The following is a 16,966-nucleotide window of genomic DNA, read 5'->3' as shown; positions in this document are numbered from 1 at the left end:
TGTCGCGCCTAGCGTCCTCGGGATGACCACCACCCCCCGGAGCAGCGAGAACGGCCCGCGCGTGACGTACGGGGGCGTGGTGTATCCGGCGGAGGAGATCGCCCGGGGCGCGGCGTACGAGTTGTTCAGCGTCGAGGAGGCGCCGGGCTTCGAGTGGGCACCCCGGCCGGGCACGCCGCCGTGGCGCAGGTTCGTGCACGCCACCGAGGTGACCGCCGTGCGCCCGCCGGTGGAGCACGACGACGAGGCGGACGCCCCGCTGCTGGTGCCGCTGCACCGGGAGCGCGGTTGGTCGTACGTGCAGCAGCTCAGCCAGCAGCCGACGGCGGCCGGGGATCCGACGCTGGCGGCGGTGCGCGCCTCGGCGGTGGTCCGGCGGGGCACCCGGATGGTGAAGGTGCTCACCGCGCGGCAGCTCGCGGGCTACGTACGCGGGTGGCTGCCGCACGGATTCTGCCACCGGGAACACGACGTGGCGCACCTGCGTACGCCGGCGGCCACGACGGTGCTGCGCACCGACGGCACGGACGGCCACGACGACGCGGACGTGACGTACGCGCTGCGCTGGCGGGCGGCGGATCCGGGCGACTACGACGTGCCGGTGGGTGAGGCGTACCGGGGGCTGACCGGGCTGGCACCCCGGGACCGGCTGGGCGGGGCGGTGCTGGGCACGGGCTTCGTGCCCAGCAGCGGCCAGCTCGTCCCGGAGTTCGTCACCCGGGACTTCGCGGACCTGCCGATGCCGGCGAACGCCACACTGCTCGCCTATCCGGCCGACGGCGTGGAGGTGGTGCTCTACGGCTACCAGGCGGAGCAGCGCGGCTGGCTGCGGATGGCCGGCCCGCAGTGGCGGCACCTGCTCGCGGCGGTGCCGGGGCTCTCCCCCGACCAGGAGTACGTGCCGACCGGCGAGGCGCCCCGCTCCACCCGGCTGGTCGGCGGCTACGCCGGCGGCGAGTACGAGGCGGTGGCCGACCCGCCCGGCGGTTTCCGGGTGCTGGCGTCGACCCGGGCCGCCCGGTATCCGGTGGAGTGGGCGGCCCGCCGGCTGCGGCTGGCCGACTGGCGGGGCGTGTCCTGCCTGGTGCTGCGGGAGGAGTCCGGCTGGCTGCGCCTGCGGCTGCGCCGGCCCGATCCGGACGCGGTGGCCGAGACGGGGGCACAGTGCCAGGAGCGGGGCGTCTACGAGACGTGGGCGCCCGGGGCGGAGGTCACGGACGACCGGGTGGTGGACCTGCCGTACCAGCTCTGAGCCGGGTACCGGTCGCGCCCGGGCGGCGTAACCGTGGGCGGGACGGGAACCCACCGGGGTCCGGCCGTCACGTGACGAGGAGACGCGCATGCCTTTCATCACCGTGGGGACGGAGAACTCCGCCCCGATCGACCTGTACTACGAGGACCACGGCCAGGGTCAGGCGGTCGTGCTGATCCACGGCTTCCCGTTCAACGGGGCGACCTGGGAGAAGATAAGCGGCCCCCTGCTCGCGGCGGGCTACCGCGTGATCACTTACGACCGGCGCGGCTACGGCAGCTCGGCGCAGCCCAGCTTCGGCTACGACTACGACACGTTCGCCGCCGACCTCGACATGTTGATGACCGAGCTGGACCTGCGGAACGCGATCCTGGTCGGCCACTCGATGGGCACCGGCGAGGTGACCCGCTACCTCGGCGCGTACGGCTCGCAGCGGGTCGACCGGGCGGTCCTGCTGGCCCCGCTCGCGCCGTTCCTGCTGAAGACCGCCGACAACCCGGAGGGGGTCGAGAAGAGCCTCTTCGAGGGCTTCCAGAAGGCGATCGTCGACGACCGCTTCGCCTTCCTCACGTCGTTCTGCAAGAGCTTCTTCAACTGGGACGAGAACAAGGGCAGGCTGGTCAGCGACGAGGCGTTCCGGGCGCACTGGGAGATCGGCGCGCGGGCGTCGGCCAAGGGCACCCACGACAGCGTGGACGCCTGGCAGGCCGACTTCCGCGACGACGTGCCGAACATGGACGTCCCCGTGCTGGTCGTCCAGGGCGACAGGGACAACGTGCTGCCGTACCCGGTCACCGGCCAGCGGCTCGCCCCGATGCTGCCGCAGGGGCAGCTGGTCACGCTGAAGGGAGCGCCGCACGGTATCCCGTGGACGCACCCGACCGAGGTGAACGACGCCATCATGGGCTTCATCGGCGCGCCGTCGATGGCCCGGGCCTGACGCGTACGACGACGGGCGCGGCCCCCTCGGGGGCCGCGCCCGTCGCGGTGGCGGAGGTCAGCCGGCCAGGCGGGCCAGCTCCTCGTCGACGATCGAGGGGTCGAGCTTGCGGAAGACCGGCTTCGGCGCGGCCAGCGGCCGACCGGCCTCCAGCGGTACGGACTCCCAGCGCGCGCCGACGGAGTAGTCGCCGGTCAGCACCGGGTACCCGGGCCCGCCGTCGAGGTCCTCGACCTCCTCGATCACCGGCATGGGCGCGTGCACCCCGGTGCCGCCGAGCAGCTCGTGCACCTTCTGGGCGGAGTGCGGCAGGAACGGGGTGAGCAGCGTGTTGGCGTCGCTGACCACCTGGAGGACGACGTGCAGGACGGTGCCCATCCGCGGCTTGTCGTCCTCGCCCTTGAGCTTCCACGGCGCCTGGTCGGAGAGGTAGCGGTTGGCCTCGGCGACCACCTTCATCGCCTCGCCGATGGCCTGCTTCTGCCGGTGCCGGGCGATCAGGTCGCCGACGGTGGCGAAGCCGGCCCGGGCGACGGCGAGCAGCGCCTCGTCCGCCTCGGTGAGGCCGGCCGGGTCGACGGGCGGGACCGCCCCGAAGTTCTTCGCCGCCATCGAGACGGAGCGGTTGACCAGGTTGCCCCAGCCGGCGACCAGCTCGTCGTTGTTGCGGCGGAGGAACTCGGCCCAGGTGAAGTCGGTGTCGTTGCTCTCCGGGCCGGCGGCTGCGATGAAGTATCGCAGCGCGTCGGCGTCGTAGCGCTCCAGGAAGTCCCGGACGTAGATGACGACCCGGCGGGAGGAGGAGAACTTCTTCCCCTCCATCGTCAGGTACTCGCTGGAGACCACCTCGGTGGGCAGGTTGAGCCGGCCCAGCTCGCCCGGCGCGCCGTCGCGGCTGCCCTCGCCGGAGTAGCCGGAGAGCAGCGCCGGCCAGATCACCGAGTGGAAGACGATGTTGTCCTTGCCCATGAAGTAGTAGGCGCGGGCGTCACCGCCGGCCCCGTCGGCGGTCCACCACCTGCGCCACGCCTCCGGATCGCCGGAGCGGCGGGCCCACTCGATCGACGCGGAGAGGTAGCCGATCACCGCGTCGAACCAGACGTAGATGCGCTTGTCGGGGCGCTCCCGCCAGTCGTCGAGCGGGATCGGCACGCCCCATTCCAGGTCCCGGGTGATGGCCCGGGGCTGGAGGTCGTCGAGCAGGTTCCTGGAGAAGCGCAGCACGTTGGGCCGCCAGCCCTCGCGGCTGTCCAGCCACCCGCGCAGCACGTCGGCCAGGGCGGGCAGGTCGAGGAAGAAGTGCTCGGTCTCGACGAACTTCGGGGTCTCCCCGTTGATCCGGGACTTCGGGTCGAGCAGGTCGATCGGGTCGAGCTGGTTGCCGCAGTTGTCGCACTGGTCGCCGCGGGCGCTGTCGTAGCCGCAGATCGGGCAGGTGCCCTCGATGTAGCGGTCGGGCAGCGTGCGGCCGGTGGACGGGGAGATCGCCCCCATGGTGGTCTTCGGGACGATGTAGCCGTTGCGGTACATCCCCTCGAACAGCTCCTGCACCACCGCGTAGTGGTTGCGGGTGGTGGTGCGGGTGAACAGGTCGTAGGAGAGCCCGAGGCCGTGCAGGTCCTCCACGATCACCCGGTTGTAGCGGTCGGCCAGCTCGCGCGGGGTGACCCCGTCGGCGTCCGCCTGCACCTGGATGGGGGTGCCGTGCTCGTCGGTGCCCGAGACCATGAGCACGTCGTGCCCGGCCATCCGCATGTACCGGCTGAAGACGTCGGAGGGAACGCCGAAACCGGAGACGTGGCCGATGTGGCGCGGGCCGTTGGCGTACGGCCAGGCGACCGCCGCGAGAACGTGACTCATGACCAGCAAGCCTAGTGACCCGCTCGCGGTGACCGCGAACCAATAGGGCCGGCGGGCCCACGTCGGGGCCGATCCGACCCGACCGCTGGTCCGATTTGTCGCCGACACGCGGCCTGAGCTGCCCCTCGTCGCGCGGGTGGCGAGGTGCAATGAACGTCGTGACTGGCAGACGAGCGGCCCGGGATCGCGACGACCCTCCCACCGGCCCGGACGACGGGGCGGCGGGGCGCGGCCCGGTCGCGCCGCAGCCCCGCGTGGTGCCGGCGGGCGGACCGCCGCAGCCGCCACCGGAGGCGCGCGCCGGGACGGCGGCGGCCCGCCCGCGCCCCTCCCCCACGCCCGCCGTCGAGGTGGAACCCACCACCGGGGCGCCGGTCGACGCCCTGCCGCGCCGGGTGCCCGTCCGGCAGCCGCACCGCTGGCCCCGCCCGGAGCAACCCTTCCCGGACGGCGGCGGGGACCACAGCCCCGACGGCGGGGACCGGAGCTCGGCCGACGGCGACGACGGCGCGTACTGGCCGCCCATCGAGTTGGTGCACTGGGACGGCACCCCCATCCGGGAGGAGCCGCCGCACGAGCGGCAGCGGTCGCCCCGCGACGGCGCGGCGCGGCGGCGGACCCGGCGCGCCCCGCATCCGCCCGATCCGCTGCCCGGCCTGGCCGTGTTGCTGGCGCTGAGCCTGGTGGCGGCGTTCTTCGCCTGGGTCAGCGCCGGGCCGTTCTGGTTGGCGGTGGGCCACGCGACGCGGGGCACCGTGGTGATCGGCGACTGCACCGGGGGCGGGCTCACCCAGCGTTGCCGGGGCGACTTCACCGCCGCCGGCGAGCCGTGGATCGCGCACGGCGTACGGGTCGGCGGGGTGGCCGCCGAGCGCGCCAGGACCGGCGCCGCCCTGCCGGCCCGGATGACCGGCCCGGAGGGCGGCACCGCGTACGCCGACGCCGGCCCGGCCGGACACCTGCGCTGGCTGCTCGGCCTGCTGGCGGTGCTGGGCTGCGGCGCCGGCATCGCCCGCTGGACGGGGTCGAACAGGCTGACCGACCCCCGCGCCCGCCGCTGGGCGGTGGCGGGGTCGCTGGCCGGCCCGCTGGTGATCACCGCCGGCTTCCTCGTCGCCGCCTGGTGAGCACGGTCGACGCCGGCCGGCTCCGCGCCATTGGCGGGGTGCGCCGGGGGTGCGAGCTGGTCAGGCGTGCACCACGGCGTAGACCTCGCGGCGGCGCAGGCCGTACTCCGTGGCGACCTCGGTGATCGCGTCGCGGCGGGACAGGCCGGCGCCCTCCCGGTCGGCGACGGCGGCCCGCAGCGTGTCGTCGTCGGGCCGCTCCGGCGCCGACTCGGGCGCTCCGGCCACCACGAGGGTGATCTCGCCGCGCGGCTCCCCCTCGGTCGCCCAGTCGGCCAGCTCGCCGAGCGGACGCCGGACGATCTCCTCGTACGTCTTGGTCAGCTCGCGACAGAGCGCGGCCGGGCGGTCGGCGCCGAACGCGGCGGACAGGTCGGCGAGCGCGGCGGCGACGCGGTGCGGTGCCTCGAAGAAGACCAGGGTCCGCCGCTCGGCCGCCAGCGCCCGCAGCCGGGACCGGCGGCCACCGGGGGTGCGCGGCAGGAAGCCCTCGAAGCAGAACCGGTCGCAGGGCAGGCCGGAGAGCGCCAGGGCGGTGGTGACCGCGCTCGGGCCGGGCGCGGCGGTGACCGGCACGCCGACGTCCAGGGCGGCCCGGACCAGCCGGTAGCCCGGGTCGGAGACGCTCGGCATGCCGCCGTCGGTGACCAGGGCTACCAGGTAGCCGGCGGCCAGCACGTCGACCAGTTCGGGGGTACGCCGCTCCTCGTTGCCCTCGAAGTAGGAGACGATCCGGCCGCCCACGACCACGTCGAGGTCCCGGGCCAGCCGGGTGAGCCGGCGGGTGTCCTCGGCGGCCACCACGTCCGCGGCGGCGAGCACCTCGCGGAAGCGGGCGGAGGCGTCGGCGGGGTTGCCGAGCGGCGCGCCGAGGAGGACCAGGCGCCCGGTGTCGGACATTTCACCCACGAGATGCAACTCCTTCATCGACGTCGGTGCCGGTATCGGCGGCGACGGGCGCCACCGGGCACCTTCGCAGCCTACGATCGCCGGGTGACGAGTGCGTCGACAGCACAGAGCGCGGACCAGGCGGGACCGGACCCCGGCCAGGGCGGCCCACCCGAAGGCGCGACCCCGGCCCCGGGCGGCGCCGGTGGCGGGGTCTCCGGCGTCGTCCGAGAGCGGCTGGCCACGGTCGAGGCCCGGCTGGACGGGCGTTCCTGGCTGGCCACGGGTGTGATCGTCGCCATCGCGGCGATCCTGCGCTTCGTCGGCCTGAGCCATCCGCCGGGCAAGATCTTCGACGAGACCTACTACGCCCGCGACGCCTGGGCGCTGGTCGACAAGGGCGTCGAGTGGAACTTCAAGGACAACGGCCCGTCCTACGTGGTCCACCCGCCGCTGGGCAAGTGGCTGATCGGGCTCGGCGAGTGGGCCTTCGGCTACTCCGACGCCGAGCACGGCATCAACGTGCCGGGCCACCTGACGACCACCGCGCCGGAGTTCGGCTGGCGTTTCTCGGCCGCGCTCGTGGGCACCCTGTCGGTGCTGCTGCTGATCCGCGTCGGCCGGCGGATGTTCCGCTCGACCGCGCTCGGCTGCGCGGCCGGCCTGCTGCTCGCCCTGGACGGCTTCCACCTGGTGCTGTCCCGCACCGCGCTGCTCGACATCTTCCTGCTCTTCTTCGTGCTGGCCACGTTCGGCGCCCTGGTGCTCGACCGGGACGCCCGGCGCCGCCGCTGGGCCCGGGCGCTGGAGGCGGGCCTCGATCCGGGTCGGCCGGGGCGGGCCGGTCGGCCGGCGGGCGGCTGGCGGAACTGGCCGTGGTGGCGGCTCGCCGCCGGGATCCTGTTCGGCTGCGCCTGCGCGGTGAAGTGGAGCGCGCTCTACTTCCTGCCCGTCTTCGCGCTGCTGGTGATCCTCTGGGAGGTCGGGCTCCGCCGCTCCGCCGGCGTACGCCGGCCCTGGCGCGACACGCTCCTCGACGAGGTGCCGTGGCTGGTGCTGGCCGGGGTGCTCATGGTGCTCACCTACGTCGGCACCTGGTCCGGCTGGCTGATCGGCGACGACGGCTACTACCGGCTCGCCGAGCGTTACCCGCACGCGCCGCTGAGCGACACCCCGGTGTTCGGCGCGCTGAACAACCTCATCGAGTACCACAAGGCCGCGTACGGCTTCCACACCGGCCTGGACGACCCACACAAATACCAGTCGTGGCCGTGGCAGTGGCTGCTGCTGGGCCGGCCGGTCGCCTTCTACTGGTCCGGCGAGGGGGCCTGCGGGGCGCCGAGCTGCGCCGCCGAGGTGCTGCTGCTGGGCACCCCGCTGCTCTGGTGGTCGTTCCTGCCCGCCCTGGGGGCGCTCGTCTGGCTGGGGCTGGCCCGGCGGGACTGGCGGGCGTGGGCGATCCTGCTCGTCGTGGCGGCCGGCCTGCTGCCCTGGTTCTGGTTCGCGCTCGACGGTCGGACGATGTTCTCCTTCTACACCGCGCCGGTCCTGCCGTTCCTGGTGCTGGCGGTGGTCTACGTGCTCGGCGCGATCGTCACGCCGGTTGGGCCACCGGGGGCCGCCGACGCGGTCGACAGCCAGGACCGCCGCCTGGTGGGCGGGGTGATCGTCGGGGCGTACGTCCTGCTGGTCGCGCTCTGCTTCGCGTACTTCTATCCGGTCTTCGTCGGCAAGCTGCTGCCGTACGCCGAGTGGTCGGCGCGGATGTGGCTGGAGGGCCGCTGGATCTGACGACGGCGGGTCACCCGCCGCGCCCCCCGGGCGGCGTGGCGGGTACACGCGACGGGCCCACCCGCGACGGCGGATGGGCCCGTTGAACGTAGATGCGCGCCCCGATCGCCTGCCACGGGGGAAGCGGGCGATTGGGGCGCGCAAGTAGAGCTTAACCACCCCGTACCACCGGCACAACGGGTCGACTTCGGTCAGATTTCCGACCCGTGCACCACCGAACAGATGGTTTACATCCGACACTCTACGGTCGGTGATCCCGGGCGAACGGTCCGGATCGGCGACACCGCCCGGCCCCCGCACCTGCCCCGATCACTGCGGGTGAGCACGAGCGGACCGGGCGGCGCCGGCGGTCGCGGGCGCTCCGCCGTGCCACCGGGTGCCCGTCACCCCTGTCGCAGCTGGCGCGGCATCCACCCGATGAACCGGTCGTGCAGGGACGTGCCCGGCGACGCCTGGAGATCCTGCGCGGCGGCCGCGAGGCAGGCCCCCAGGTACACGCTGAGCATGGCCCGGTCCAGCTGGTACTCCTCCAGCAGCCGGTTCCGCTTGTCCGGGCACGGCCAGGCGGCACCGCAGGTGCCGCACGTCCAGCCGGGCGTCAGTGGAGCGTGCTCGTCCATCGGGGACGCCGCGGTCTCCGCACCACCGGTCATCGCTCTCCCTCTCCGGTTCACGTAACGACCCGTCCCGAGCGGACCACGGCCGAGATGGATTGCATCGTCCCCCGGCGATGCCCTGTCAGCGCCACGGCACGCTACGGTGTTACGTCCTTGCGGTACGTTGACCAACCATGGCCCTCGCGACACCGTCGGTGGATCAGAGGCTCGTCCGGTCGTACCCGTCGAGGAGCGGCGATGCGTGACCTGCTGCCGCCGGCCGTGGCGGTGGCCGTGGCCGGGCCCACGGACTGGACCGGCGAGCTGCTGCCGGCCGAGCTGGCCTGCCTGAACGCGCGCGCGGTGGAGAGCCGCCGCCGCGACTTCACCGCCGGGCGGGTCTGCGCCCGGCGGGCGATGACGGCGCTGGGCGTGCCCCCGGTCGCGGTGCCCGCCGCGGCGGACCGCTCGCCGGTCTGGCCGGCGGGCCTGGTCGGCGCCATCACCCACACCCACGGCTACTGCGCGGCGGTCGCGGCCCACGCCGACGAGATCCGGTCGGTCGGCGTCGACGCCGAGCAGCACCGGGAGCTCAAGGCGGGCGTACGCCGGCTGATCTGCCTGCCCGAGGAGGAGGACCGGCAGGCCCGCCTGCCGGCGGGCATCTCCTGGTCGGCGGTCCTGTTCAGCGCCAAGGAGACCGTCTACAAGGTGTGGCACCCGGTCGTCGGCACGTGGCTGGACTTCCACGACGCGCTGGTGGAGTTCGACCCGGACGCCGGCACCTTCACCGCCCGGATCGCGCCGGCGCGGCTCGACGCCGCCCCGGTGGCCGACCCGCCCGCGCTGGTCAACGGCCGTTTCGCCGTCGACGACGCGCTGGTCCGCACCGCCGCCGTGCTGCCGCCGCTCTGATCGGTCACGAAATCCGAACGGGGGGCAGCGCGGGACCGCCGGAGACGCGAAGATGTTCCGTTGTCCGCGCACGGTAGCGTCAGCCGCGTTTGCCGTCGTCGTCAGGTGCCTAGGAGTACGGTGAGTCACCCCCCGCCCCCTTACGGGCCACAGGATCCGAACCAGCCGAACCCGGAGCAGCAGCCGCAGCCGTACCCCTCGGCCCCGATGCCGCAGTTCCCCAGCGACCAGGGCGGATACCCGCCGCCGCCCGCCTCGGGAGCCGGGCAGCCCGCCGGCGACCCCTGGGCCCCGCTGCCGCCCGTGCCGCCGCAGCCGACGGGTGACCCGTGGGCCGCGCCCCAGCCGCCCGTGTCCGGGGCCCCGCAGCCGCCGGTGTCGGGTGCCCCCGGTGAGCCGTGGGCGCAGCCGCCGGTCTCCGGCGTGCCGCAGCCGCCGGTCTCCGGCAGCCCGTACCCGCCCGTCTCCGGCACGCCGTACCCGCCGGTGTCGGGGACCCCCGGCTATCCCTCCGGCGCCCCCGGCTACCAGCCCGGCGCCCCCGGCTACCAGCTCGGCGCGCCGCAGCCGATGGCGCCGCCGAAGAAGAACCGGACCGTCCTGATCATCGTGGCCGTGGTGGCCGCGCTGGCCCTGCTCTGCTGCATCGGCGGCGTGGTCGCGCTCATCGCCGGCGCCAACAAGGCGTCGGACGACCTGAAGAAGGCCCTGCCCGCCCCGGGAGTCACCAACCTGGCGCCGGGTGGCTCCGCGCCGGCGAAGGACGGCGAGACCTTCAACATGAAGCCCGGCGCGACCCTGGTCGTCTCCGACGACGAGGGCACCCTGGAGATCACGGTCACCCGGTTCACCACGGAGACCAAGGGCTGCCGGGCGTACGCCCCGGACCCCGACAAGGGGATGTACCTGATCGCCCACGTCACCGCGACGGTGACCAAGGGCAAGAGCTCCATCAACCCGTTCTACTTCGAGTGGGTGGCCGACAACGGCACCACGGCCAACGGCCTGGCGAGCGCGCTCTCCGGCTGTGGCGACACGCTGGGCTCCGGCAACAACCTGCGCGAGGGCAGCAAGCGGGCGGGCACCGTGGTGTTCAACGTGGCCAACAAGAACGGCGCCCTGGAGTACCGGCACAAGTTCGAGACGTCCGGCTCCTGGAAGCCGTGATCCGCACTCGATGACGGAAGGCCGGCTCCCCGAGGGGGCCGGCCTTCCGCGTCCCACCGGCCCGCCCGCCGCGGGTGCGCCTTCCGCACCCCGCCGGCGCCCGCGTCACCGCCCCTGTTCGAGCAGGTCGGCGACCGTGATCAGCGACGTCAGCAGGGACTGCACCAGGGCGGGGTCGTGCAGCCGGCCGAACCGCCAGCTGACCAGCTCCGCGCCACGCACGCTCCACGCCGGCACGGCCCCGGCCAGGTGCGCGGCCACCAGGGTCGGCCCGACCAGGGTCTGCTGCCCGGGAACCGCCGCGCCCACCCGCCACTGCCGGTCGAACTCGGCGTTGCCGGTGGCGTACCCGTCGTCGCCGAACAGGGCGCGCCCGAGCCGGGAGAACGCGCGGCGCGGCGCGACCGCGAGTTCCGGGAACGGGCGCCGCAGCCACACCAGCGTGACGACGTACGAGTGTGTCTGCGAACTCGTCGTCGTGTTGCCGTCCGCGCCGGTCGAGGTGTGTGTCTCGGTGTACGCGTACTCGGCCACCCCGACCGGCCGCCCGTGCATCGTCCCGGTCAGCACGAACCGCACCCCTCGACGGTTGCGACCCGGCAGCCGGTCGGTCCAGGCCGCCTGCGGGTTCTCGGTGAACGTCCACCCGTAGTGCGCAGCCCACCGCCGCCACCAGTCCCGTCGGTCCCGCTCCCGCCGGTGCGCCACGACCACGATCACGGTCAGCACCGCCCCCAGCAGGAGCGCCAGGCCGGCGCAGCCGCCCAGCCAGAACAGGGTCGTCATTCGCTCCACGGGCGGCAGCGTAGTGATGGGCCGCACGCGACGGCCGCCGGGCCGCGCCCGGACGGGACGGGGTCCGGAGTGCCGGTGGTTCCGGGTGGCAGGGGTGCCGCCCGCTCGGGGGTCCCGGCCGTCGGGTGGGGAAGGGTCGCGCGGTGGGGTGCCGCTGACGGCATGCCCCGTCCTCGTCACCCGGCGTCGACGTGACCCCTGTCGAGCCACTGGGGCGACCCCAGACATCCACCGGATTCGTTGATCCACATTCCTCGCGCTGCTTGGCTTCGGTCGGCGGCGTCGATGTGACGGAGCCGAACACCCCGCCGGCTACGAGAGTGAGGCATCCATGGCGAGCAGAGTGACGAGGGTCCTGCGCAGGATCGGCGCGACGGTGGGCGTGGCGGTGCTGGCCGCCGGGGCCGCGGTCGTCGGCGCCACGCCGGCCTCGGCGGCCAACTACTACTACGAGCTTCCCTACCCGGCGAACGAGTCCTACCTGGTCACCCAGGGGCCGGAGGGCACCTACTCGCACGTCGGCCCGTACAACGAGTACGCGTGGGACTTCGGGCTGCCGGCGAACTACGAGGTGTCGGCCTCGCAGGCGGGCACCATCATCATGTCGAACTGGTCGCCGTACTGGCAGAACGGCATCGAGGTGATCATCCGGCACTCGAACGGCCAGTGCACCCACTACGCGCACCTCAACCGGGCGATCTACAACGCCGGCACCTGGGTGCCGCAGGGGCGGGTCATCGGCTGGTCGGGCAACACCGGCGCGTCCACCGGCCCACACCTGCACTTCCAGGTCATCGACTGCAACACCCGGGTGGGCATCCCCGCCACGCTCCAGGGCTGGACGCCGTACACCGGGACCTGGCCGGTGAGCGTCAACTACTACGCCTGACCGGTACCGCCGGGTTCCGCCTGGGCGACCCCGCGCGGCCGGGCGGGGCGGCGGCGTGCGTCGTGACGCACGCGACGAGCCCCTCCGCACGGCCCGCGCTCGTCGTTGGTCCTGAGCTGCTGTACCGTCGCGATCTCGATCGATTGACGAGGTGGGTCGTTGGGAATCCCGCATGACGCCTTCGGCCGGCTGCGCCTCGCCGACTTCCTCAGCGCGGAGCATCCGGCGCACCTGCGCGGCTGGGAGTACCTGGATCGTCGCTGGGTCGGCGAGGCGTTCGGTTTCACCGAGTGGCTTCGTCTCGAGTCGGAGCCCGACGTGACGCGTTCGGTGGCGATCGACCTCGTCGCCCTGCCGGAGGCGACGGTCCGGAAGATGCTCGCCGCGCTCCGGCTACCGCTGCGGGCGGGGCTGGGGCGGCAGGAGCTCGTCGCCGTCCTCGGCGAGCCCACCCGGACGGAGCGATTCGTGCCCGACCGGGTCACCCTGGTCTTCGGCACCGGCTCCACCGACCCCTACGAGGTGGGCTGCACGGTCCACCAGGAGCAGGGGCTGATCTATCTGACCGTGCACCGGGTGCCACTGCCCGACTGACTCCCGGGGGGCGTGCCGGGTCGCGAGCTGCGGAAGGTGCGGCGGTAGCCGGCCGGCCTCGGTCGACGATCCGGCCTCGCTCGACCGCGCCCTGGCCGGCGCGGCTGCGGTGATCAACTGCGCCGGGCCCTTCGCCGTGACCGCCGCGCCGGTGATCGAGACAGCGCTGCGCGCCGGGCTCCCGTACGTGGACGTGGCGGCGGAGATCGAGGCCAACCTCGACACCTCTACGCACTTCGCGGTCCGTGCCCGCGCCACGGGGGCGGTGGTGGTCCCCGCGATGGCCTTCTTCGGCGGCCTCGGCGACCTGCTGGTCACCGCGGCGATGGGCGACTGGACGTCGGCCGACGAGGCGCATGTCGCGTACGGACTGAGCGGTTGGCACCCCACGGCCGGAACCCGCGTCGCGGTGGCGGTCTCCGGGAACGCAGGCACGGCCGGCGCGTCCGCTACCGCGACGACGTCGTCACCGTCCCGGCCACCTGGCCATCCCGAGGTGTGCACCTACATGACGGTCGAGGCGGCCGGCGAGCTGTCGGCTGCGGAACGGCGCGCCGTGGCGAGCGGCCAGGACATCTACGCCGTCAGCGCCCCGCTCGCGGTGGAGGCGGTGCACCGTGTCCTCACGGGACGGACCAGGACGGCCGGCGTCGCGTCCGCCGGCGCCATCTTCGACCCGGTCGACTCCCTCCGCGCCCTGTCCGCACACATCTCGCTCGACCTGCCGAAGTAGGCCCGATCCTCCGCGGCCCCCGATGACATCATCGGTCCATGCTCGTGATCGAAGTGGTACGCGGTGACATCACCCGCGAGGACGTCGACGCCATCGTCAACGCGGCGAACGAGTCGCTGCTGGGCGGCGGTGGCGTCGACGGGGCGATCCACCGGGCGGCGGGACCGCGCCTGGCACGGGCGGGCGCCGCCCTCGCGCCGTGCCACCCGGGCGAGGCCGTCGCCACCCCCGCATTCAATCTTGATCCACCCGTACGCCATGTCATCCACACGGTCGGTCCGGTATGGGAGGGCGGCGGCCACGGCGAAGCCGGGATCTTGGCCTCGTGCTACCGGCGCAGCCTCCAGGTCGCCGACGAGATCGGCGCCCGCAGCGTCGCCTTCCCCGCCATCGGCACCGGCGTCTACGGCTACCCGTCCGACCAGGCGGCGACGATCGCGATCACGACGATCAGGGCGACACCCACCGCCGTCGAACGCGTCCGTTTGGTCGCCTTCGACGACGCCACGTACCGGCTCCTGGCCTCGGTCGCGTCGGCCGACTGAGCCGGCGGGAGGCCCCGTCGGCTTTCACCCGGGCCGGCGGTGACCGATGGTCGGCCACGGACCACTTCCGTACACCGTCGGTCCAGCGGGATCCGATCGAAAAAGGCCGCCTCCGACGAGCGGAGCGGCCTTTGAACTGGGTGGAGTTGAGGGGATTCGAACCCCTGACCCCCTCGATGCGAACGAGGTGCGCTACCGGACTGCGCCACAACCCCTCCGCCGGCGAACCGGCATCGGTCCCACCCGGCTTTCACCGGGCGGGCCGGCGCCAAGGTTAACAGGTTCACCGCCCCCGCCGCGAATCCACCCCCCGCGCGCCGAGATCTTGGCACGGAACGGCCTCCGGGGGCCGCCAGCCACCAAGATCTCGCAAAGGACCCCCGGCGGCCGACGGCGCGAAAATCGATGGACACCGTGGGCACCGGTGAGCAGCGTGGGGCGCATGCGACAGGAAGACGTGTGGAACGACGACACCGCCCGCCGCTACGACACGCCCGGCACCGGCATGTTCGCCCCCGAGGTGCTGGGGCCGACCGTGGACCGCCTCGCCGCGCTGGCCGGCGGCGGGGCGGCGCTCGAATTCGCCGTCGGCACCGGCCGGGTGGCCGTTCCGCTCGTCGAGCGCGGGGTGCCGGTCAGCGGCATCGAGCTGTCCCGGCCGATGGTGGAGCAGCTCCGGACGAAGGCGGACGAAACAACCATTCCGGTGGTGGTCGGCGACATGGCGACCGCCACCGTTCCGGGCGAGTTCTCGCTGGTCTACCTCGTCTACAACACGATCTCGAATCTGCTCACCCAGGCCGGGCAGGTGGCCTGCTTCCGCAACGCCGCCCGCCACCTCGCTCCGGGCGGCCGTTTCGTGATCGAGCTGTGGGTGCCGGAGCTGCGCAAGCTCCCACCGGGCCAGGAGGCGACGGTCTGGTCGTCCGAGCCGGGGTACATCGGCCTGGACACCTACGACCTACTGCACCAGCAGGTCGTGTCGCACCACTTCCGGTTCGACGAGAGCACGAACGCCCGGCTGTTCCGGTCGCCGCACCGCTACATCTGGCCGGCGGAGCTGGACCTGATGGGTCAGCTGGCCGGGTTCGAGCTGGAGAGCCGGCACGCGGACTGGTCCGGCGCCGAGTTCACCGCCGACTCGCGGTCACACGTCTCCGTCTACCGCCTGCCAACCCCCAACTGACGCGCTGCGGGCCCGCCCGGCCGGGCCAGACCGACCGCCGGCCACGAACGTTGCGCGGCAGGCCCGCGTCAGGCCGAGTGCGAGCCGCGACCGGACTGGTAGGGGCGCCCCCGCAGGCCGCCCGAGCGGCGGTAGGAGACCGAGCCGCCGCCGTTGGCCGCCGCCGGCAGGTCGGACGGCCGGTCCAGACCCATCGCCGCGCGGCGTACCACCTCACGCTGGGCGGCCAGGCGGCGCTGCGCCTCCCGGCGGGCCGCCGCGCGACGGGCCTGCTCCCGCCGCACCTCCGCCTGCCGGGCGGCCAGCCACGCCGCCTCCCGGGCCCGCGCCCGCCGCCGCCGGCGCTCGGCCACCGCCCGCGCCCGCAGGTGTACGACGTACGCGACCAGCAGCGCGGCGGTGACCGCGAAGCTGATCCAGAAGCCGGGGCTGACCACGATCACGCCGATCAGCTCGACGAAGTTGAGCAGCAGCAGCGCGGCCAGCACCCGGCGGCGCCGGTAGACGACGGGGGCGTGCTGCCGGCGGGGCGGCGGCCGGCGGCGGCCCTTCCTGGGGGCCGGGGGTACGGCGCGCAGCCGCTTCGACCGGCGCGTGGCGGGCGGCGTGGAGACCGGCGCGGAGAGACCCCCCGTAGACGAATCCTCGCTGAGGGTGACAATCAGGGAGCGGGGCGGGTGGACCGGCTGCCGGCCCGGGACAGTACGGCGCCGCCGGCGGCGCTGGAGCACCCGCGCCGTCGACTGCGCCCGCTCCGCCACCAGCCGCTCGGTGGCGTCGTACCGGCGGACCAGCGCCGGGGCGAGGGCGAGCAGGCCGGCGGCGGCGAGGACGGCGAGGAGCACCGAGGTCGGCACCCTCACCCCTCCCGTCACCGAATTCGGAGCAACCGCCGCCCGACCGCATGATCTTCCACCGATCGTGGTCGAGTGCGTGGATCGTACGGGTGGAGCAGCGCTTGCCACAGCTTGCAGTTACTTGAGGTTACGGGCCGGGGACGCCGATGCTGACACGCCGCGCCGATCCCGTCCGTGGGACGGCTCACCCCGCGGCGGCGCGGATCCGGTGCCAGCGGGCCAGCAGCCCGCCCTCGGCCGCGACCTCCTCGCTGGTCATCGCGTATCCGATGTGGTCCCGCCACGCTCCGTCAATGTGCATGTACCGCACGTGGTACGACTCCTCGCGGAAGCCCAGCTTCTCCACCACCCGCCGCGACGGCCGGTTCTCCGGGCGGATGTTCACCTCGACCCGGTGCAACCCGCCCGCCCCGAAGGCGTGGTCGACGGCGAGCGCCATCGCGGTCGGGATGACGCCACGCCCGGCCACCCGGCTGTCCACCCAGTAGCCCACGTACCCCGAGCAGAAGGCCCGCCGGACGATGCTGCCCACGTTGAGGTGGCCGACCAGCCGCTCCCGACCCTCCTCACGCAGGCAGACGGCGAACGGCATCCCTTCGCCGTCCCGCCCCGACCGGCGCTGGTCGCGGTACACCCAGCGGAACGCGGCAGGCGAGTTCAGCTCGTGCCAGCCACCGGGCGGGGACGACTCCCAGGGCGCCAGCCACTCCCGGTTGGCGCGCCGCACCTCGGACCAGGCGGTCGCGTCCGAGCGCCGGTAGGGCCGCAGCAGCACCGGCCCGTCGGTCAGCACCGCCGGCCAGCCCGGCGCACGCCCGGAGCCGAACATGC

At 73.8% G+C, this 16,966-nt stretch carries 17 protein-coding genes and 1 tRNA gene; 11 read left to right on the top strand and 7 right to left on the bottom strand.

The features are described 5' to 3' along the window. Positions 1-22 precede the first annotated feature (22 nt). Both V6V16_RS14770 and V6V16_RS14765 read left to right on the top strand, forming a co-directional pair. Positions 23-1,252, top strand: coding sequence for a hypothetical protein (locus tag V6V16_RS14770; protein ID WP_334562594.1), 1,230 nt, complete (start codon positions 23-25; stop codon positions 1,250-1,252). Positions 1,253-1,340: 88 nt separating this feature from the next. Next, on the top strand, positions 1,341-2,192 hold the full coding sequence (locus tag V6V16_RS14765; protein WP_334562592.1) for an alpha/beta fold hydrolase: 852 nt from the start codon (positions 1,341-1,343) through the stop codon (positions 2,190-2,192). Between the two features lie 57 nt (positions 2,193-2,249). On the opposite strand, the gene metG is transcribed toward V6V16_RS14765, so the two are convergent. After that, positions 2,250-4,052: a methionine--tRNA ligase gene (gene metG / locus V6V16_RS14760; RefSeq protein WP_334562590.1), complete on the bottom strand. Its 1,803-nt coding sequence runs from the start codon at positions 4,050-4,052 to the stop codon at positions 2,250-2,252. Between the two features lie 149 nt (positions 4,053-4,201). Here metG and V6V16_RS14755 point away from each other — a divergent pair, with 149 nt between their 5' ends. After that, positions 4,202-5,179, top strand: a complete 978-nt coding sequence (locus V6V16_RS14755) for a hypothetical protein (RefSeq protein WP_334562588.1) — start codon at positions 4,202-4,204, stop codon at positions 5,177-5,179. A 60-nt stretch (positions 5,180-5,239) separates the two neighbouring features. Here V6V16_RS14755 and rsmI read toward each other — a convergent pair whose 3' ends face one another. After that, complete coding sequence (gene rsmI / locus V6V16_RS14750) at positions 5,240-6,106, bottom strand: 16S rRNA (cytidine(1402)-2'-O)-methyltransferase (RefSeq protein ID WP_442934088.1); 867 nt, start codon at positions 6,104-6,106, stop codon at positions 5,240-5,242. A 66-nt stretch (positions 6,107-6,172) separates the two neighbouring features. On the opposite strand from rsmI, the gene V6V16_RS14745 reads away from it, so the two are divergent. Further along, a complete protein-coding gene (locus V6V16_RS14745; RefSeq protein ID WP_334562586.1) occupies positions 6,173-7,858 on the top strand; it encodes a dolichyl-phosphate-mannose--protein mannosyltransferase in 1,686 nt (561 codons plus the stop codon). A 383-nt stretch (positions 7,859-8,241) separates the two neighbouring features. On the opposite strand, the gene V6V16_RS14740 is transcribed toward V6V16_RS14745, so the two are convergent. Then, a complete protein-coding gene (locus tag V6V16_RS14740; RefSeq protein ID WP_334562585.1) occupies positions 8,242-8,511 on the bottom strand; it encodes a hypothetical protein in 270 nt (89 codons plus the stop codon). Between the two features lie 201 nt (positions 8,512-8,712). Between V6V16_RS14740 and V6V16_RS14735 the strand changes: the two genes are divergently transcribed. Both V6V16_RS14735 and V6V16_RS14730 read left to right on the top strand, forming a co-directional pair. Continuing rightward, positions 8,713-9,369, top strand: coding sequence for a 4'-phosphopantetheinyl transferase family protein (locus V6V16_RS14735; protein ID WP_334562584.1), 657 nt, complete (start codon positions 8,713-8,715; stop codon positions 9,367-9,369). A 207-nt stretch (positions 9,370-9,576) separates the two neighbouring features. After that, positions 9,577-10,536 carry a hypothetical protein gene (locus tag V6V16_RS14730; protein ID WP_334562583.1) on the top strand — a complete coding sequence of 320 codons (960 nt, stop codon included), beginning with the start codon at positions 9,577-9,579 and terminating at the stop codon, positions 10,534-10,536. A 105-nt stretch (positions 10,537-10,641) separates the two neighbouring features. On the opposite strand, the gene V6V16_RS14725 is transcribed toward V6V16_RS14730, so the two are convergent. Then, positions 10,642-11,331: a hypothetical protein gene (locus tag V6V16_RS14725; RefSeq protein WP_334562582.1), complete on the bottom strand. Its 690-nt coding sequence runs from the start codon at positions 11,329-11,331 to the stop codon at positions 10,642-10,644. 331 nt (positions 11,332-11,662) lie between these two features. Between V6V16_RS14725 and V6V16_RS14720 the strand changes: the two genes are divergently transcribed. From V6V16_RS14720 to V6V16_RS14705, 4 genes are all read left to right on the top strand, one after another. Next, complete coding sequence (locus V6V16_RS14720; protein WP_334562581.1) at positions 11,663-12,220, top strand: M23 family metallopeptidase; 558 nt, start codon at positions 11,663-11,665, stop codon at positions 12,218-12,220. 159 nt (positions 12,221-12,379) lie between these two features. Further along, positions 12,380-12,814 (top strand): hypothetical protein, encoded by a 435-nt coding sequence (locus V6V16_RS14715; RefSeq protein WP_334562580.1) that lies wholly within the window; start codon positions 12,380-12,382, stop codon positions 12,812-12,814. A 151-nt stretch (positions 12,815-12,965) separates the two neighbouring features. Beyond that, positions 12,966-13,547, top strand: coding sequence for a hypothetical protein (locus tag V6V16_RS14710; protein WP_334562579.1), 582 nt, complete (start codon positions 12,966-12,968; stop codon positions 13,545-13,547). A 38-nt stretch (positions 13,548-13,585) separates the two neighbouring features. Further along, a complete protein-coding gene (locus V6V16_RS14705) occupies positions 13,586-14,092 on the top strand; it encodes an O-acetyl-ADP-ribose deacetylase (RefSeq protein WP_334562578.1) in 507 nt (168 codons plus the stop codon). A gap of 141 nt (positions 14,093-14,233) precedes the next feature. On the opposite strand, the gene V6V16_RS14700 is transcribed toward V6V16_RS14705, so the two are convergent. Next, positions 14,234-14,307: transfer RNA gene (locus V6V16_RS14700), tRNA-Ala, on the bottom strand. A 227-nt stretch (positions 14,308-14,534) separates the two neighbouring features. Between V6V16_RS14700 and V6V16_RS14695 the strand changes: the two genes are divergently transcribed. Further along, entirely contained in the window at positions 14,535-15,278 is a 744-nt protein-coding gene (locus V6V16_RS14695) for a class I SAM-dependent methyltransferase (protein WP_334562577.1), read from the top strand. Between the two features lie 68 nt (positions 15,279-15,346). Here the strand turns inward: V6V16_RS14695 and sepX are convergent, their stop codons facing one another. Further along, positions 15,347-16,141, bottom strand: a complete 795-nt coding sequence (gene sepX / locus V6V16_RS14690) for a divisome protein SepX/GlpR (RefSeq protein ID WP_334562576.1) — start codon at positions 16,139-16,141, stop codon at positions 15,347-15,349. A 178-nt stretch (positions 16,142-16,319) separates the two neighbouring features. Further along, entirely contained in the window at positions 16,320-16,964 is a 645-nt protein-coding gene (locus tag V6V16_RS14685) for a GNAT family N-acetyltransferase (protein ID WP_442934089.1), read from the bottom strand. Between the last annotated feature and the right edge of the window lie 2 nt (positions 16,965-16,966).

This window comes from Micromonospora sp. CPCC 205561, from assembly GCF_036906775.1.
Taxonomy (GTDB): Bacteria; Actinomycetota; Actinomycetes; order Mycobacteriales; family Micromonosporaceae; genus Micromonospora.
The sequence above is the reverse complement of the archived record's forward strand: the minus strand, read 5'-3'. Positions and strand labels throughout refer to the sequence as shown.